The following is a 16,296-nucleotide window of genomic DNA, read 5'->3' on the forward strand; positions in this document are numbered from 1 at the left end:
GACCGCCTTTCCCCTCTCCAACTCAAGATCCCAAACGGCGCGCCTCAAGGCTGAGGCTGCGAGCCGCTAGAGCTGGGAAATCACTTCATCCGCCAATTTGCTGTCCGCTTTGCTATCATGCTTTTGCGCAATAAGCGAGCGTGACGCTACGGCCGCCGCGTCAACCGCGCGTTTGCGCACGGCGTCGAGCGCGTCGCGTTCAGCGGCCGCGATCTTCTCTTCAGCCATGCGCTGGCGCCGCTCGACCATTTTCTCACTGTCGCTTTCGGCCTTGGCTAGCAGGGCGTCGGCTTCGGCCTTCGCGTTTTGCATCATGGCCTCGGCGTCCTTCTGAGCGCCGGCCATCTTCGCGGCGTATTCATCGCGCAGGGCTTCGGCCTCAGCCCGCAAGGCCTTGGCGTCTTCGAGCTGAGACTTGATTTCTTCGATCTTGGCATCGAGCCCACCCGCCAGAAGGCTGGGCACCTTTTTCCAGACCATCACTGCAAGAAGGATCGCCATGGCAAGCGCAACCCAGCCATAATCGTCGAAGCCAAGCGCGGCGTACTCTTCCTTCAGATACTTCCCGCCTTCGCCGTCGTCAGCGAGCATTGGCTCGCTGGCCGCGATCATCAGACCGGTGAAACTAAGCATCGACCATGGCCTCCTTTACCGCCGCTTTGGCCGCTGCTTCACTGATATCGGCGCCCGCCAAGCGAGCGACAATATCGCGCGCGGCGTCGGCCGCCACATTCTCGATCTCAGTCATGGCACTCGCGCGCGCCGCTTCGATCTGAGCCTCGGCTTCGGCCAGTTTGGCGTCGAGCCGCGCTTGCGCTTCGGACAGCTTGGCCTCGCTGCTCGCTGCCGCTTTCGTCTTGGCCTCCGCGACAAGCGCCTGGGCTTCTGCACGGTTTTCGTTCTCGCGAAGCCGCCATTCCTCTTCCTGCGTGTCCGCCGCGTTGCGCGCCGCCTTGGCAGCCGCCAAGTCGTCGGCAATCTGCTTGTCACGAAGTTCGACCGTTCCCATGACCTTGGGGACCATGCCCCGACCGACGAGGAAATACGTGATCCCGAAGAACACCGCGAGCCAGAAGAGCTGGCTGGAGAACGTCTCTAGGACTTGATCTATCTGAGGCATTGGCTGGTCCGCGTGCAGGTTCGTGTCTGGTCAGGGCGCAATCAAATGGCGTCCCTGACCAAATGCGATATCGCTTACGCGACAAAGACCAGGATGACGGCCACGAGGAACGCCAGCAGACCGAGAAGTTCGGCGGCGGCGAAGCCAATGAAGAGGCGGCCCTGCTGGCTGTCCGCCGCGCCCGGATTGCGCAGCGCGCCTTCGAGGAACGAGGCAAAGACGTTGCCCACACCGAGAGCTGCAAGTCCGGCGCCTACGGCGGCGAGACCGGCACCGATCATCTTGGCGGCTTCCATATCCATTCTAAATACTCCTTGGGAAAATCGTTGTGTAAGTGGATTAGTGAAGGTTTTCAGCGTCGTTGATGTACAGCGACGAAAGCAGAGCGAACACGTAGGCCTGGATGCCGGCCACAAGGATCTCAAGCGCGCTGATCGCGATCATCAGGATGAGCGCGGCAGGACCGACCGTCGCGCCCAGCAGCGGTCCTGCGTTGAGGCTGTCGATCACGAAGGTCGCGAGAATCTTCAAAAGAACGTGTCCGGCCATCATCGCCACGAACAAGCGCAGCGCAAGGCTGATCGGGCGAATGAGGAAAGAAAACAGTTCGATGACGAACAGAAGCGGGGTCATCAGGACGGGCGTCCCGTGCGGCACAAACAGGCCGAAAAACCCGATGCCGTGCTTCCAAAAACCGACGATCAGAACAATCGAGAAGCTCATCAGCGCCAGCACGCCCGTAATCGTGAAATGACTGGTGAAGGTGAACGGGTGCAAACCCACCAGCCCGATCGGGAGAAGGCCCAAGAGGTTGCCAAAGAGGATGAACATGAACAGGCTGAAAATGTAGGGCACGTATTTGCGCCCTTCCTTGCCAATGTTCGCCTCCAACATGTTGTCGATGAAGCCGGTCATGGTCTCGACCGCCATCTGCCAGCGGCCCGGCACCAATTCACGCCGCATTCCACCATAGACGAACGCCACCAGCAGGATGACCGTCACGGCCATCCACAGCGCAGAGTTCGTAAATGCGATGCTGAACCCGGCAATCTCCCAGTTTTCCGACCCGAAGATCGGCTCAATCTGGAATTGCTTCATCGGATCGACTTTGCCTTCTTCGGCTGCCACGTCTGTCGGTCCTCAATGCCTTCTAAGAAACGCGCCCCTGACCAAGACGTTCGGCGCCCTCGCCTTATTTCGGAGCGTCGCCTTGATCGTCAGGGCGGGTGTTCGCCGCTGAAATTATGTTTCTGAAAGCCACCCCGATCCCAAGGAACAGGCAGACCAACAGACCCCATGGTGTGCTGCCGGCCAGCGCGTCAATAGCAAGGCCCACAACAGTGCCACCGAGCACCCCGCCGATCAGGTCCGCCAAGGCCCGGTTGCCGCTGCGATAATTCGCATCAACGCCCTGAACTTTGGACGAGTTGCGCTTTTCTTCGCGCTCGGTCGCGGTTCTGAGCCGCTCATCGAGCGCGTCGAGCCGCGCATCCTCAGCGATGGGTTCCCGTGCGGGTTTTTCCTCGTTCACACCTAGCGTCCCAATAAGAGCGTCAGGCACGCGCAAAGAGCTGCCCGCCAAGGGCAGGCGCGCCTTAGAAGGGGGCAAATCTCAAGTCAACCATGCCCGACGCCCCGATTATGCGTCTTTCGTCTTATTTTGGAAAGGCGGGCCCGAAGTGGTACGTGGCGCGGTGCGCTCTTAGGGGCACTGCGGCAGTCGCTCCGGCGGCTCGCTCGTTCGCGTTTTCCATGTGCGATCAGGCGCCTGGTACTTCTCCCCCGGAACCGTACGGGCGATCGCCTGGCATCCGGCGGTGAGCGCATACTGCTCCAAAGTCGCGTTGTTTTCCTGGGCTTTTCTTGCGTAAACCGCGCGCCGCTTGATGTTTATGTCATCAACAAGGCGACGCAGTTCGGGCGTCGCCGCGCCGACAACGCCGAGATACCCGTCAATCTGCTCACCCACCTCGCCGTTCGCGCGAGCTTGAGCGTAGGCGGGATCCCGCTGCGCCGAAAGCGGTGCGCTTGCCAGAGCGCTAAGCGCGAGCGCGCCCGTCGCGGTCAACACGGTTTTGCCCAGATACCTCATGCCTCTTCCCTTGGTCTCGAACATCCTCTGAACATCGCCGAAAGCGCTTTCAGAATATGTCCGCGTTTTCCTCAATCGTATCGGCCGCGTCTTCGGCGAGCCGGTAAATGACTTCCTGGCGAATATTTATGTTCAGCTCGATCACGATCGGGTCTTCAGGCGCCGCGACGTTTATGCAGCCACCAAGCGCGCCTGCGCCGATCACCAAAAGCCCCGTCGACAATCCTCTCGCTGCTCGCACCGCACGCGCCCCTTTCCCTGTTCTCACCGGGAAACTGGCAGGCGAGCGCGCTCCGGTCAATTTCAAGAATATCATGGCAGTGTCTCGCTTTCTGGAGGTTGAACGCGGGGTTCATCGGGGCGCAGAACGTCCGTATCGACCCCGTCCGTCTCCGATGGAGGCGCCGGAACATCGCGCATGGGGCGCGAAGGGTCACCCCGCTTGATCTCGTCCAGAGGCGCATCCGGAAGCGAAGTCGGATCCCAAAAGGTCCGGACCATCGTCGCCAGTTCGTAGAAGTTTTCAGACCGCACATTCACGTTGAACCGGATCGGCAGCCTTGAAAGGCGTCGTGTGATGAAGTTCTGGCTGGCGTCCGCGCCCTGACGCACGCCATCAATTCGAAAACGCGTGATAATCTCTCCGGCCAGGTCGCCCTCCAGATCCACGCCCATGTGGCGATAATCGAGACTGCGCAGCGACTGAAACGCGAAGTTGCTGATGGTCCCCATATCCTCGTAAGTCAGCTCACCGATATAGGAGACATTCCCGCCGGGTGGACGGCTGGCGAGTTCGCCTCCCTCGATCCGACCATTGCCCTGCGCGTCGAAAACAACCGGGACCAGCCCGTCGAAGATACCGGTCGCTCCCAGATTGCTCAGCTCCATTTGCGTTACGAATTTGGCCGCGTCGAGCGCGACGATCTCAAAGGTGTAGCGCTGTTCGGAATCGGTACCATAGCGCAGCGTCGTTGGTCTCATGATGAGGCTGCCGCCCATGAACGGCCAGCGCGCGTCCTCCACGTCGATGATCTCGCCGTCAGTGAGCGAGAAACGGACCTTTCCGGCCAGCACCTCCAGGCCTGGATTGATCGATTCGATCTCGATGACCTGAGAGGGCTCAGTGGTCATGCTCAGGAGATCGCTAAAACGCACCTCGCCCTTCATCCCGGTGACCGGTCCAAAGGCGGCTGCAAGATCGAGACTGTCGCTACGAAACGCGCCGGTGCTTCTGATATCCTCGCCTGCCCAGGCGATACGGCCCTCCCCGGCAACCGTTCCGTTCGTGTAAGCCACTACACCTTCGGCAAGGGGCGTGAGATCGCTCATGGCAAAGCTGTCGTCGAACTTTAGAGCGTCCACTTCGAGCAGCGCGGAACCCTCAGACGAGGCGAGACTGTGTGCAATCGCGACGCTTGTAACCGGCGCTCCGGAAGCCTTGTGGCTGAGGCGGGCGAGCGCGGTGACTTCCGAGCCATCCAAGGTGAGAGTGGCGTCCTCCGAGCTGAGGGGATTGAAGCGCGCAAGCCCCTCCACCCGATCCGTCAGTGTAAAGCTGGCCTTCGAGACGGAAAGGACACCGTCGTTGAAGCTCCATTGCCCAGCAAGATCGCTGACATCGAGCGGCACCACATCAAGACCCGCAGCCGCGCCTGAAAACTCGCCGCTGGTCTCAGCCTCCAACGCGCCAGTGAAGCGCGCGCTCGACAGGCGCAGGGCGTTGTCTGGTTCGCCGATAGTGGCCGAGGCCTGCATCAGCTCGAAGCCGCCAGGGTAGCGCAGCCGCGCGTTCTGCGCTTCGAACCGGGTCGGCGAATCCGAAAGCGCGCCCACGACCCGCACGTTATTCGCCTGAACCGCAATTTCGAGAGCCTCATCATAGGTGAGCATCGCGCGCGCCTTCTCGGGGCATAGGCGCAAGGTTTGCTTGTCGAGGGACAGATCGGCGTATCGGATCTGAGCGAACCGGACCGTCTCGCACTGTGCGCCAACCGATAGCCCCGCTGCGGGTTCGAAACGTCCATTGAGCGGCAGAGACAGGTTCCGAACAGCGCCCCCCGGGATCGCTCCGCTCACCTGCGCGCGTCCAGCGAAGGCAAATCCCCCTTGCGGAAGCTCCCGAAGGTTCAGGCGGGAGAGCTCGAGGCTGTCCGCGCCGGCGCTGTAGGGCGCCATCGACAACCGCATCGACAGAGGTGCCCCTGCATCCTGCTCAAACCGACCGGTTATTTGTGGCAGGTCTTGCCCGCCGGTTAAAATGTTCCCCGACAAACGGGTCGAAGTCTCCTCACCCGACGCGCTCCAGCTGACCCGCGAGAGCGCGAGCAGAACGTCGCCATTGGAGCTACGCAGGCGAGCCGTGGGGACGACAACACTGGCCGATCGGGGGCCGATCCGCCCGACCACATCGGCGTTTAGCACATTCCCGCCCATTGCCTCACTCAGCCCGCGCTCGAACCGGCCAAGCAGCGGGGCGACCAGAGTGTCCGAAGCCGCTCTGCGCGCCTCGGCGATGGCACCGCTCGCTGCGGGAGCCACAAGCACTTCCGCGCCTTGCAAATCGGCGTTCCACGAGCTTTCTGTAAAACCGCGAGCGCTGCGCAAGACGCCATCGGCGCGCAAGCTCGCAAGCGTGACGTAAGGGGTATCGATCGCCTCAATCGTGAGGTCGTGATCGAGAATCAGGTCGTCCCAGCCCGCCGAAAGGCCGGCCCGCCCGGATACGCTGCGCGCCCGATTACCGGAATATTCGATGGCTCCGGTCGAGAGGTCGAATTCCCCGTCGACGCGTGCAAACTCACGGTCAGCGCTCAGAACAGCACCAACATCCACCGAAGCCAGCTCGGCGCCCTCACACTTCAGCCGCCGCAGGCGAAGCGGCCCTTCGAAACGCGGTGAACCGGCTTTCGTGGTGAGCGTGCCATAGGCGGTAGCGCTTCTTGTCGCGCATTCGTCGATGCCAAAATCGGGGGCGACGACCGCCAGTGTCCCGGCAAATCCATTATCCAGCGGCCCTTCCCCTTCAAGCGCCAATCCGATTCTGCCGTAATCGGTGTCGAGACGGGCGCCGCCCTCGACGATATCGATGGCAATCTCGGGCAGTCCGGCAAACGGTTCTGCGCTCTCGCCGAACACGATCGGGTCAAGCGCACCGAAACTCAAAGTGCCATCGATCAAGGTGCCAAACAGCTTTGGACGCTCAAGCTTGACGAAGCCGACCTCCGGGGTGCCAAAACCATAGCTCAGATCAACGGTTACACGCTCGATCGTAAGGTCAGGCGCGCTCGGATCCCCGACCAGGACATTGGCGATCACCTGGCGTTTGGCGCCGATTGAGACCAGGTCGTAAGTGGCCTCAAGACCGGTCTGGGAGATGTAGTCGTCGATCAGGTCAGTCGCGATGCGCTCGCGCGAAAACCAAAGGGTGCTCCCTACGATAAGCAGGAGAACTATCAGCGCCACACCGATGCGAGCAGGCCAGCGCGCCCAGCCGCCCTTCGCTCGCCGCGGATTATCCGTCTCAACTGACCCCATGACGCCCGGACACTTGCGCGCATCTTCAAGCAAAGGCAATGAAGCACAAGGCAAAAGCGCGCTGGCGATCGACGGGAGGTCCGGTGGCGACGAGCGATGACAGCTTTGATTTTGGTGAGCCATTGGGTCGGCCGGATATGACCGAGAGCGCGGGCAAGGCTGCTGGCAAAGGCCATCGCGCTCGTCTTCGAGAGCGGCTGATAAAGGGTGGGGCCGAAGCGCTGGCGGATTACGAAGTGCTCGAATACCTCTTGTTTGCCGGGATCAGGCAAGGCGATACCAAGCCGGTCGCCAAAGCCTTGATAGCCCGTTTCGGGTCGCTTGCGGGCGTGCTCAACGCCGATCCGGCTGCGCTCCAGCAGGTGAGCGGCGTCGGCGAAACCAGCGCAGCCGCGCTCAAGAGCGTCGCTATAGCGGCGCGGCGCATGGCCCGGAGCGAAGTGGCCGACAAGCCTGTCCTTTCAAGCTGGCAAGCTTTGCTCGATTATCTCGCGATCGACATGGCCCATCTCAACAAGGAGAGGGTCCGGGTGCTCTACCTCGACACCAAGAATCGCCTGATCGATGATCACCACCACGCAGAAGGATCGATCGACGAAGCCGCCATACATCCGCGCGAAGTGATTGGCCGGGCGATGGATGTGGGCGCTTCCGCGCTCATTCTCGTTCACAATCACCCTAGCGGAAGCCCCGAACCGAGCCGGGCCGACATCCAGATTACGCAGAAGATCGCCGAAGCCGGTGAGCACATGGGCGTGACGTTGCACGATCACGTCATCGTCGGTCGAGAGGGCCATGTCAGCCTGCGCGCGCGCGGACTTATTCGTTAAGGCGCTTTGTTCATTGGGGGGACTTGGCCGGGTCCCGTGATCAGACGGATCCCGGAGTGGTTGGCGAAAAAGCTCCAGCCCCAGTTGATGGCGACTGTCAGCCGGTTTCTGGCACCAGTCAGAAAGCCTACATGGACAAGACCCCAAAGCCACCAGGCGCTAGCCCCCGAAAGGCTGAAATGGCCAAAATCCGCGACAGCCGACTTGCGGCCAATGGTGGCAAGGCTGCCCTGATGCTTGTAGACAAAGGGGCCGGGGGATTCCTTGCCAAGCAATTCCGCCTCGACCATGCGAGAAACATAAGCGCCCGCCTGTTTGGCAGCGGGCGCCAGGCCCGGAACCGGCTTTCCATCCCACGCGAGGCTCCTTGCGGTATCGCCGATGGCGTAAATCGAAGCGATCGGCTTTCCATCAGCGCCGATCACACGCATACGGTCGTCCACCTCAACCCGGCCAGAGCGATCGGATTTCGCGCCGAGCCACTGGGCGGCGGGTGACGCGGTGACGCCAGCGGCCCAGAGAACCGTCTCGCTGTCGATGCACTCGTCCTGCCCGATGCAAACCTGGCTCGCGCTGATACGCGTCACCCTTCGACCCGCATGGACCTCGACACCAAGCGCCTCGAGCGATGCCTGCGCCTTGCTCGAAAGCTCTGGGCGAAAGGCGGGAAGGATACGCGGGGCCGACTGCACCAGGATCACCCGCGCGCTTGCCGGATCGACCGTTCGAAACTCGCGCTCGACATGCAGTCTGGCAAGCTCGGCGATGGCACCGGCGAGCTCAACCCCGGTCGGACCCGCGCCGACGATAACGAAGGTCAAAAGGCGTTTGATGCGTTCCGGATCATCGATCGCTTCGGCCTTTTCGAAGGCATCCAAGATGGTACTGCGTACCGCGATGCCATCTTCGATTGTCTTAAGTCCCGGAGCGTGAGCGCCCCACTCATCCTTGCCAAGATAGCTGTGGGTCGCCCCCGTCGCCAACACGAGCCGGTCGAAGCTCTCCTCGCGACCGTTTGCCAGTGTCAGGGTCTTTGCCCTGGGGTCTATCGCGGTGACCTCACCCTTCAACACGCGGACATTTCCGTCGCCGCGAAACAGAGATCGGATGGGCGTGGCGATGTCGGCCGGGTTGAGTGTCGCGGTCGCAATTTGGTAGAGCAGTGGCTGAAACAGGTGGTAGTTGCGCTTGTCGATAAGCGTAACGCGAACTGGCAAGCGTTTCAGCCGCGCCGCTGCCTCAAGCCCGCCAAATCCAGCCCCCACGACGACGACGTGCGGCCAGTTCTCCGGTATGTCTTCGTAATTCCGGTCGAACAGGATGTTCCGTTCCATCCACGTCAGGATCGCGCGATCCACTGAAAAGAGCCCCGCCCCGCGTGCCTCGTAAAGAGCAAGAAAGAGAAACGGGAAGAGCGTCACGTTGGGATGCGCGTCGGCGATCATGAAGAACGCGATGAGAAAGAACAGGCCATAGGAAACGATCACGGCTCCAAAGCCGGTGAAGAAGAAGAGCGAGACCACCACCGCCAACCAATCGGGAAAGCCAAAGAAGACCATGGTCGGCAACCACGTCTGGATCGCCACGGGCGGCTCGACTACGCCCGCATAGACAAGCAGCGTGACGCCCAGCCACAGTCGCAGGATCGCCAGCAAGACAGGGCCGAGGTTCTCGCGAGACCAATCGGCGGCGCGGATCGCCGGACCGGCCAAAGGCAGCGCGCTGGTCCGCAGCCCGCTGGCAAGCATCCGGTCGAGTGAAAGCGCCGCCGGCCCGGCCACGGCGTACCAGACGAGCAAGGCGATCACGACCAAATTGCTTGTGGTAGGCACATACGCCGCCTGCGATATCACGGTGAGCGCCGCCATGGCGATGGCCGCGGGCCGCGTGAATAGCCCCGCAATGAGCAGCACCGGACCGACGAGCTCGATCGCTACGCCGATGAGCGCGGCGGTCGCAGGCTCCATCCAGCTGACCGGATACTCGTTGGCCGCAAGATACAGCGCGGTTTCCCAATCCGCAGCCTTCACAAGGCCCGATCGAAGAAACCACATGCCGACGAAGAACCGGATCATCGCATCGCTGATCGGCCAGAACGTCTCGGTGCCGTCCAGATACCATTTCACCCAGCGACGCAGGGTCACGCGAACAAACGGCGGATACTTCTCCTCGGCCAGGCGAGCGCGCGCGGCACTGCCCGACGCCGACTTGGCGCTGTGCATCGACACTGTCCTCCTGCCCCTTCGTTCGCCGCTCCCCACCGTGAAGTTACAGCCCGGCCTTGCCAAGTTGCGGATGCGCGCATAGCCGCGCCCCAGCACCCATCCTTCCCTTCACGAAAGATCACGCCATGGTTCCGCGTTATGCCCGTCCTGAAATGTCCGCAATCTGGGAGCCTGAGGCCAAGTTTAGGATCTGGTTCGAGATCGAAGCCCATGCGACCCAAAAGCTGGCCGAGCTAGGCGTTGTGCCCCAATCGGCGGCCAAGGCGCTGTGGGACTGGTGGGCGACGGACCCGGTGATCGATGTCGATGCGATTGATGCAATCGAGGCGGTGACCAAGCATGACGTCATCGCCTTTCTCACCTGGGTCGCGGAGAATGTCGGCGAAGAAGCGCGGTTCATGCATCAGGGCATGACGTCATCGGATGTGCTCGATACGACCCTTTCGGTGCAGCTGGCGCGCGCTTCCGACATCCTTCTGGCCGATCTTGACGCCCTTCTGGCAGCGCTAAGGACCCGGGCCGAGGAGCATAAATACACCGCCACAATCGGGCGCAGCCACGGCATTCACGCCGAACCGGTGACCTTCGGGCTCAAGCTGGCGCAGGCTTATGCCGAATTCGATCGGTGCAGACAGCGCCTGATCGCCGCGCGCGCCGAAATTGCGACCTGCGCAGTGTCCGGTGCGGTTGGGACGTTCGCCAACGTCGATCCCTCGGTCGAGGCCTATGTGGCCGAGCAACTTGGCCTCACACCCGAACCCATCAGCACCCAGGTCATTCCGCGAGACAGGCACGCGATGTATTTCGCGACACTGGCGGTGATCGCTGGCTCGATAGAGCGCCTGGCGGTCGAAATTCGCCATTTGCAGCGCACCGAGGTGCTCGAGGCCGAGGAGTATTTCTCACCGGGCCAAAAGGGCTCGAGCGCCATGCCGCACAAACGCAATCCGGTGCTGACCGAGAACCTGACGGGGCAAGCGCGCATGATCCGCGCCTACGCCCTGCCCGCGCTGGAGAACGTAGCGCTGTGGCACGAGCGCGACATTTCGCACTCTTCGGTAGAGCGCTTTATCGGTCCCGATGCGACCATCACGCTTGATTTCTCGCTCGCGCGTCTGACCGGCGTGGTCGAGAAGCTATTGGTCTACCCGGAGCGCATGCAGACCAATCTCGATGCAATGGGCGGCCTTGTTCACTCGCAGCGCGTGCTGCTGGCGCTGACCCAGGCGGGGGTGACGCGCGAGGAAGCTTACCGGCTTGTCCAACGCAACGCGATGAAGGTTTGGGACAGTTCCGGCGCGCTGCAATTGCTCGATCTCCTCAAGGCCGACCCGAACGTGGCCGCCGCGCTTTCCGAAGCCGAGCTCGAGGAGAAGTTCGACCTCGCCTACCATTTCAAGCGCGTCGACACGATATTTGCCCGGGTGTTTGGTTGAAACCAAGTGTAGCCTAGGCTTTTCAAGGGATCCGCGCGCTTGCGGGATTGATTCGACAGCCAGCGCAAATCGCCTAGGATCACATACGGGACGGAAAGAACGGGGGAGATTGCAAGCCCATGCAGATCGTAAGGACCATACTCTGGGTGCTGCTGTTTGTAGCGCTGCTCGCCTTTTCCTTCTTCAACTGGGACACGGTCGAGGTGACCCTTTGGGAGAATCTGGTTCTGGAGACCAAGGTACCTGCGCTCGTAATCATCTCGTTTCTGCTCGGCCTGGTGCCGATGTGGGCCTACCATCGCAGCGTCAAATGGAGCCTCAGCCGCCGCATTCGCAGCCTGGAGAACGCCGCGCGCTCGACCGCGCTTCAACAGCGGCACGCGCCAAGCTCCGGCGAAGCGAAGAGCGATGCGAGCGCACCATCACCGCGCGTGGACAAACCTGTCGAAAGCACGGCAAAACCTGGGGACACGCTGACCCCGGCCGACGACACCTCCGCCGCGCCATAGGCCTCATCAGCTAGGACTATTCATGAGCAACCCCGTATACCTCGCGCTTGATGTGCCGCAGATCGAGCCTGCCAAGGCGCTCCTCTCCAAGGTCAAGGCGCATATTGGAGGTGTAAAGCTGGGGCTGGAATTCTTTTGTGCGCACGGACCGCACGGCGTGCACGAAATCGCGCATATGGGATTGCCGATCTTTCTCGACCTGAAATTCCACGACATCCCCAACACGGTTGCCGGGGCTATGCAGGCGATCCATGTCTACGAGCCCAAGATCGTCACCGTCCACGCGTCAGGCGGGCGTGCCATGATGGAAGACGCCAAAGCCGCCGCGGCCGAAGGGTGCAAGGTCGTCGGCGTCACGACGCTCACCAGCATGGATTCAAGCGATCTCACCGCGACCGGCGTCTATGGCAGCGCGGAGACGCAGGTCATGCGGCTGGCGGAGCTGGCGCACAAAGCCGGGCTGGACGGGATCGTGTGCTCGGGAAAGGAAGTGGGCAAAGTCCACAAGGAGTGGAAAGACGGCTATTTCGTCGTCCCCGGCCTTCGCCCTCAAGGATCAGGAACCGGCGATCAGAAGCGCGTTGTGACACCGCGCTCGGCGCGCGACAACGGCGCCAGCGTGCTGGTGATAGGTCGCCCCATCAGCCGGGCCGATGATCCCCAAGCCGCCGCGCGGGCGATCGAGGCGACGCTGTAGGCCGACCCAATGCCCATGCAGATCAAAATCTGCGGTGTCTCTACCCCTGAAGCCATCGCGGCTGCCGCCGAGGCGGGCGCGACGCATATTGGGCTGGTCCATTTTGCGAAGAGCCCGCGTCACGTCGATCTTGAACGCGCCGCAGCGCTTCGCCGAGCCGTGCCCGAAAGCGTCAAAATGGTCGTCCTTGTCGTCAATCCCGGTGGGCTCACCCTTGCGAACATCGCTGAAACGCTGCGGCCTGACGTGATCCAGTTCCATGGCAGCGAACCACCGGAGGCTCTCTTCGCCGTCAAGAAGCGCTTTGGTATTGAAGTCTGGAAAGCTCTGCCCGCGCACAGCCGCGCATCGCTCGATGAAAGCGCGATCTACGATGGCCTAGCCGACCGCCTGCTTTTCGACGCGCCCGCACCTGAAGGCTCGGCGCTTCCCGGCGGCCGCGGCGAAGCCTTCGACTGGGCGATCCTGAAAGACTACCCCCACCGCTCCCCATGGGCGCTGGCGGGCGGGCTCACCCCCGGCAACGTCGCGCTGGCGATCCGTGCGACCGGCGCCGACTTCCTAGATGTCTCCAGCGGCGTGGAGAGCGCGCCGGGGGTCAAGGACGTGGACAAGATCGCCGCCTTCTGCAAAGCCGCGCTAAATGCTTAATACCCCGCTCGCCCTGAGCTAAGTCGAAGGGCTGCACTTCTTTAAACGCTGCGCCGGAAGTTAGAGAACGGGGCTTCGACAGGCTCAGCCCGAACGGATTTTTGAATTGGCCACCGCTCCCAACAGTTTTCGCACCCAGCCCGATGATCGCGGGCACTTTGGCCAGTTTGGCGGGCGCTACGTCGCCGAGACGCTGATGCCGCTGATCCTCGATCTGGAACGCGAATACCGCGCGGCGCAGGAAGACCCCGCATTCCAGGCCGAGTTCGACGATCTGCTCGAGCATTATGTCGGGCGCCCCTCGCCGCTCTACTTCGCCGAAAGGTTGACCAAGTACATGCGAGAGGGGACCAATCCGGGATTGGGAGCGCAAATTTGGTTCAAGCGCGACGAATTAAATCACACCGGCGCGCACAAAATTAACAACTGTATCGGGCAGATCCTGCTCGCCAGGCGCATGGGCAAAACCCGGATCATCGCCGAGACCGGCGCGGGCCAGCACGGTGTTGCGACCGCGACCGTTTGCGCGCGATTTGGCCTGCCTTGCGTCATCTATATGGGCGCCGAGGACGTCGCGCGCCAATCGCCCAATGTCTTTCGCATGAAGCTTCTGGGAGCCAAAGTCGTCCCCGTCACCAGTGGCGGCGCGACGCTGAAAGACGCGATGAACGAAGGTCTGCGCGATTGGGTCGCCAACGTTCACGACACTTTCTACATCATCGGCACCGCCGCGGGCCCGCATCCCTACCCCGAGATGGTGCGCAATTTCCAAAGCGTGATCGGCACCGAAGCGCGCGCTCAGATGCTGGCGCGCACGGGCAAGCTGCCGGACCTGTTGGTCGCCTGCATTGGCGGTGGCTCCAACGCGCTAGGCCTGTTCCACCCCTTCCTCGATGATCGCGACGTGAAAATGCTCGGCGTCGAGGCGGCGGGCCATGGCCTTGATGGCGACGAACACGCCGCCAGCCTCTTGGGCGGCGCGCCGGGCGTGCTCCACGGCAACAAGACCTACCTGCTCCAGGACGAGGACGGCCAGATCACCGAAGGCCATTCGATCAGCGCCGGGCTCGACTATCCCGGCATCGGCCCCGAACACGCCTGGCTGAAAGAGACAGGCCGCGTCGAATACACTGCCGTCACCGACGATGAGGCTTTAGAGGGTTTCCAACTGCTGTGCCGCACCGAAGGCATCATCCCCGCATTGGAGCCCAGCCACGCACTCCACGCCGTCGTTGAACGCGCGAAGACCATGCGCGAAGACCAGATCGTACTCATGAACCTGTGCGGCAGAGGGGATAAGGACATCTTTACCGTGGCCGAGAAGCTCGGGGTGGAGATGTGAACACCTCACACCACGCCCGTCACCCCGGCGCAGGCCGGGGTCCAGAATGGAACGCGTTGTGCCCCGAATCACTGGATTCCGGCCTTCGCCGGAACGACGAAGCGAGCAAAACGGAATCAGGATCGCGCCCCTTCGCCCCTACCCGTCACCCTGAACCTGTTTGGCCAAGGCCAGCTACGCTTCCAGCATCCATGTCTCGCTCCTTGCCACCTCAGGGATGTTTGTGATGGACCCTGAAACAAGTTCAGGGTGACGAGGGAGCGAAGTTCGGGGTAGAGATTTGTTCTTTACCAACCACTCAACTCGTCATTGCGAGGAGCGAAGCGACGCGGCAATCCAGAGAGGTCGAGCGCCTCGCCCTGGATTGCTTCGCTCCGCTCGCAATGACGCAAGACCTCAGCAGGGAGTCAAGATGTGAGACCTTCGCTATCCGAAGCCACGGGTGCGGGTTTCGCCGCTGCGAGCCTCATTACACTCGGTGGCTGGATTGGAAGTATGCTCGTGGGCGCCAGCTTCAGTCTGGGAACGGCTAAGTTCACATTGTTCCTAGGGCTTGCGGTCTTTGCTCTCAGCAATCTCTTTCGAAAGAAACACAATACATGACCCGCCTCCAATCCGCCTTTGCCAAATCGCAAAAGCCCTCTCCCCAATTGGGGAGAGGGTTGGGAGTGGGGTGATGCGCGACCCTCGCCTCACGAACCGAGCGAGAGCAATGCGAAAGAAAATGCCTGAGCCCGAACGAAGGATTTGGCATGAATTACGCGCCGAACGGTTCGAGGGCATCAAGTTTCGCCGGCAAAAGGTGATCGGCCATTGCATCGCGGACTTCGCCTCGAATGAGCCAAAGTTGGTGGTTGAGATTGATGGGGATAGCCACTCGGGCCAAGAGCGCTATGACGCTAAGCGAACGCAGTTTCTGGAAGACCTAGGATACCATGTGATCAGATTCTCGAATATCGAAGTCATGAACAATATGGATGGGGTTTTGACACAGATTTCTAAGGGTGTGGCTAAGCTACGGGCGTCGCCCCCTCCCCCAACCCCCTCCCCTAAAGGTGAGGGGGCTTGAACATGACCCGCCTCCAATCCGCCTTTGCCAAGTCCCGCGCCGCCTTTGTCGCCTTCATCACCGCAGGCGATGGAGACACGGGGGCAAATCTTGATGCTCTCGTCGCAGGCGGTGCTGACATAATCGAGCTGGGGATGCCGTTCACCGATCCCATGGCCGATGGGCCGGCGATCCAAGCGGCCAACCTTCGCGCGCTGGGCGCAGGCACAACCACCGCCGATGTGCTCCAGATAGCGTCCGAGTTTCGTGAAAGGCACCCGGACACACCCTTGGTCCTCATGGGCTATGCCAACCCTATGATCCGTCGCGGGCCCAAATGGTTTGCGCAGGCCGCGCAAAAGGCGGGCGTCGATGGCGTCATCTGCGTCGATATCCCGCCCGAGGAAGACGGCGAGCTTGGCCCGGCTTTGCGCGAGGCGGGCATCGCCCCCATTCGCCTCGCCACACCCACCACCGACGCAGCGCGCCTGCCTCAGGTGCTCGAAGGCTCCGACGGGTTTCTCTATTACGTCTCGGTCGCCGGGATCACCGGGCTTCAGCAAGCCGCTCAAAGCTCGATCGAAGAGGCGGTCGGCGCACTCAAGGCCGCGACCGATCTGCCCGTCGCGGTCGGCTTCGGCGTGCGCACACCGCAGCAGGCCGAGGCCATCGCCAAGGTCGCGGACGGCGTCGTGGTTGGCTCTGCGTTTGTCGATCTGGTCGGGGAGTATGGCGCTGAGGCCCCGGCTAAGCTAAAGGAGCTGACAGCCAGCATGGTCAACGCGATCAGACACGCTGGCAACAAGGGATAG

17 protein-coding genes are annotated in these 16,296 nt (G+C 61.9%); 8 read left to right on the top strand and 9 right to left on the bottom strand.

Annotated elements, in window-relative coordinates; translation table 11 throughout:
* Window positions 1–66: 66 nt before the first annotated feature.
* The 8 genes from QNI87_RS05560 to QNI87_RS05595 form a co-directional block, all read right to left on the bottom strand.
* Window positions 67–633 (bottom strand): hypothetical protein, encoded by a 567-nt coding sequence (locus QNI87_RS05560; RefSeq protein ID WP_300595089.1) that lies wholly within the window; start codon window positions 631–633, stop codon window positions 67–69.
* Complete coding sequence (locus QNI87_RS05565) at window positions 626–1,120, bottom strand: ATPase (protein WP_300595091.1); 495 nt, start codon at window positions 1,118–1,120, stop codon at window positions 626–628. Before QNI87_RS05565 ends, QNI87_RS05560 begins: the two co-directional genes overlap by 8 nt.
* A gap of 74 nt (window positions 1,121–1,194) precedes the next feature.
* Entirely contained in the window at window positions 1,195–1,422 is a 228-nt protein-coding gene (locus tag QNI87_RS05570; protein WP_300595093.1) for a F0F1 ATP synthase subunit C, read from the bottom strand.
* A gap of 37 nt (window positions 1,423–1,459) precedes the next feature.
* On the bottom strand, window positions 1,460–2,218 hold the full coding sequence (locus tag QNI87_RS05575; protein ID WP_300595324.1) for a F0F1 ATP synthase subunit A: 759 nt from the start codon (window positions 2,216–2,218) through the stop codon (window positions 1,460–1,462).
* A gap of 94 nt (window positions 2,219–2,312) precedes the next feature.
* Window positions 2,313–2,651 carry an AtpZ/AtpI family protein gene (locus QNI87_RS05580; RefSeq protein ID WP_300595095.1) on the bottom strand — a complete coding sequence of 113 codons (339 nt, stop codon included), beginning with the start codon at window positions 2,649–2,651 and terminating at the stop codon, window positions 2,313–2,315.
* A 171-nt stretch (window positions 2,652–2,822) separates the two neighbouring features.
* The gene (locus QNI87_RS05585; RefSeq protein ID WP_300595097.1) at window positions 2,823–3,212 is read right to left on the bottom strand and encodes a YdbL family protein; all 390 of its coding nucleotides are present in this window, start codon (window positions 3,210–3,212) and stop codon (window positions 2,823–2,825) included.
* 49 nt (window positions 3,213–3,261) lie between these two features.
* Window positions 3,262–3,453, bottom strand: a complete 192-nt coding sequence (locus QNI87_RS05590; RefSeq protein WP_300595099.1) for a YnbE family lipoprotein — start codon at window positions 3,451–3,453, stop codon at window positions 3,262–3,264.
* A 71-nt stretch (window positions 3,454–3,524) separates the two neighbouring features.
* Window positions 3,525–6,674, bottom strand: coding sequence for a YdbH domain-containing protein (locus tag QNI87_RS05595; protein WP_300595101.1), 3,150 nt, complete (start codon window positions 6,672–6,674; stop codon window positions 3,525–3,527).
* A gap of 209 nt (window positions 6,675–6,883) precedes the next feature.
* Here QNI87_RS05595 and radC point away from each other — a divergent pair, with 209 nt between their 5' ends.
* Window positions 6,884–7,576: a DNA repair protein RadC gene (radC, locus tag QNI87_RS05600; RefSeq protein ID WP_300595325.1), complete on the top strand. Its 693-nt coding sequence runs from the start codon at window positions 6,884–6,886 to the stop codon at window positions 7,574–7,576.
* On the opposite strand, the gene QNI87_RS05605 is transcribed toward radC, so the two are convergent.
* Window positions 7,573–9,798, bottom strand: a complete 2,226-nt coding sequence (locus QNI87_RS05605) for an FAD-dependent oxidoreductase (protein ID WP_300595326.1) — start codon at window positions 9,796–9,798, stop codon at window positions 7,573–7,575. The two genes, radC and QNI87_RS05605, sit on opposite strands and share 4 nt — an antisense overlap.
* 128 nt (window positions 9,799–9,926) lie before the next feature.
* Here QNI87_RS05605 and purB point away from each other — a divergent pair, with 128 nt between their 5' ends.
* The 7 genes from purB to trpA all read left to right on the top strand — a co-directional run bounded on the left by purB (window position 9,927) and on the right by trpA (window position 16,296).
* Entirely contained in the window at window positions 9,927–11,237 is a 1,311-nt protein-coding gene (purB, locus tag QNI87_RS05610) for an adenylosuccinate lyase (protein ID WP_300595103.1), read from the top strand.
* A gap of 119 nt (window positions 11,238–11,356) precedes the next feature.
* Window positions 11,357–11,746: a hypothetical protein gene (locus tag QNI87_RS05615; protein ID WP_300595105.1), complete on the top strand. Its 390-nt coding sequence runs from the start codon at window positions 11,357–11,359 to the stop codon at window positions 11,744–11,746.
* A gap of 22 nt (window positions 11,747–11,768) precedes the next feature.
* Window positions 11,769–12,443, top strand: coding sequence for an orotidine-5'-phosphate decarboxylase (gene pyrF / locus QNI87_RS05620; RefSeq protein WP_300595107.1), 675 nt, complete (start codon window positions 11,769–11,771; stop codon window positions 12,441–12,443).
* Window positions 12,444–12,452: 9 nt separating this feature from the next.
* The gene (locus QNI87_RS05625; RefSeq protein WP_300595109.1) at window positions 12,453–13,094 is read left to right on the top strand and encodes a phosphoribosylanthranilate isomerase; all 642 of its coding nucleotides are present in this window, start codon (window positions 12,453–12,455) and stop codon (window positions 13,092–13,094) included.
* Window positions 13,095–13,200: 106 nt separating this feature from the next.
* On the top strand, window positions 13,201–14,436 hold the full coding sequence (gene trpB, locus QNI87_RS05630) for a tryptophan synthase subunit beta (RefSeq protein ID WP_300595111.1): 1,236 nt from the start codon (window positions 13,201–13,203) through the stop codon (window positions 14,434–14,436).
* Between the two features lie 676 nt (window positions 14,437–15,112).
* On the top strand, window positions 15,113–15,505 hold the full coding sequence (locus QNI87_RS05635; RefSeq protein WP_300595113.1) for a DUF559 domain-containing protein: 393 nt from the start codon (window positions 15,113–15,115) through the stop codon (window positions 15,503–15,505).
* A gap of 2 nt (window positions 15,506–15,507) precedes the next feature.
* Window positions 15,508–16,296 carry a tryptophan synthase subunit alpha gene (gene trpA / locus QNI87_RS05640; RefSeq protein ID WP_300595115.1) on the top strand — a complete coding sequence of 263 codons (789 nt, stop codon included), beginning with the start codon at window positions 15,508–15,510 and terminating at the stop codon, window positions 16,294–16,296.

The organism is Erythrobacter sp., assembly GCF_030066995.1.
Classification (GTDB): Bacteria; Pseudomonadota; Alphaproteobacteria; order Sphingomonadales; family Sphingomonadaceae; genus Erythrobacter.

Excerpts from the sequence above, each read along its gene's own strand:
- QNI87_RS05560 (WP_300595089.1), bottom strand. The coding sequence starts at position 633 with ATGCTTAGTTTCACCGGTCTGATGATCGCGGCCAGCGAGCCAATGCTC.
- QNI87_RS05565 (WP_300595091.1), bottom strand. The coding sequence starts at position 1,120 with ATGCCTCAGATAGATCAAGTCCTAGAGACGTTCTCCAGCCAGCTCTTC.
- QNI87_RS05570 (WP_300595093.1), bottom strand. The coding sequence starts at position 1,422 with ATGGATATGGAAGCCGCCAAGATGATCGGTGCCGGTCTCGCCGCCGTA.
- QNI87_RS05575 (WP_300595324.1), bottom strand. The coding sequence starts at position 2,218 with ATGAAGCAATTCCAGATTGAGCCGATCTTCGGGTCGGAAAACTGGGAG.
- QNI87_RS05585 (WP_300595097.1), bottom strand. The coding sequence starts at position 3,212 with ATGAGGTATCTGGGCAAAACCGTGTTGACCGCGACGGGCGCGCTCGCG.
- radC (WP_300595325.1), top strand. The coding sequence starts at position 6,884 with ATGACCGAGAGCGCGGGCAAGGCTGCTGGCAAAGGCCATCGCGCTCGT.
- QNI87_RS05605 (WP_300595326.1), bottom strand. The coding sequence starts at position 9,798 with ATGCACAGCGCCAAGTCGGCGTCGGGCAGTGCCGCGCGCGCTCGCCTG.
- purB (WP_300595103.1), top strand. The coding sequence starts at position 9,927 with ATGGTTCCGCGTTATGCCCGTCCTGAAATGTCCGCAATCTGGGAGCCT.
- QNI87_RS05615 (WP_300595105.1), top strand. The coding sequence starts at position 11,357 with ATGCAGATCGTAAGGACCATACTCTGGGTGCTGCTGTTTGTAGCGCTG.
- pyrF (WP_300595107.1), top strand. The coding sequence starts at position 11,769 with ATGAGCAACCCCGTATACCTCGCGCTTGATGTGCCGCAGATCGAGCCT.
- QNI87_RS05625 (WP_300595109.1), top strand. The coding sequence starts at position 12,453 with ATGCCCATGCAGATCAAAATCTGCGGTGTCTCTACCCCTGAAGCCATC.
- QNI87_RS05635 (WP_300595113.1), top strand. The coding sequence starts at position 15,113 with ATGCGCGACCCTCGCCTCACGAACCGAGCGAGAGCAATGCGAAAGAAA.
- trpA (WP_300595115.1), top strand. The coding sequence starts at position 15,508 with ATGACCCGCCTCCAATCCGCCTTTGCCAAGTCCCGCGCCGCCTTTGTC.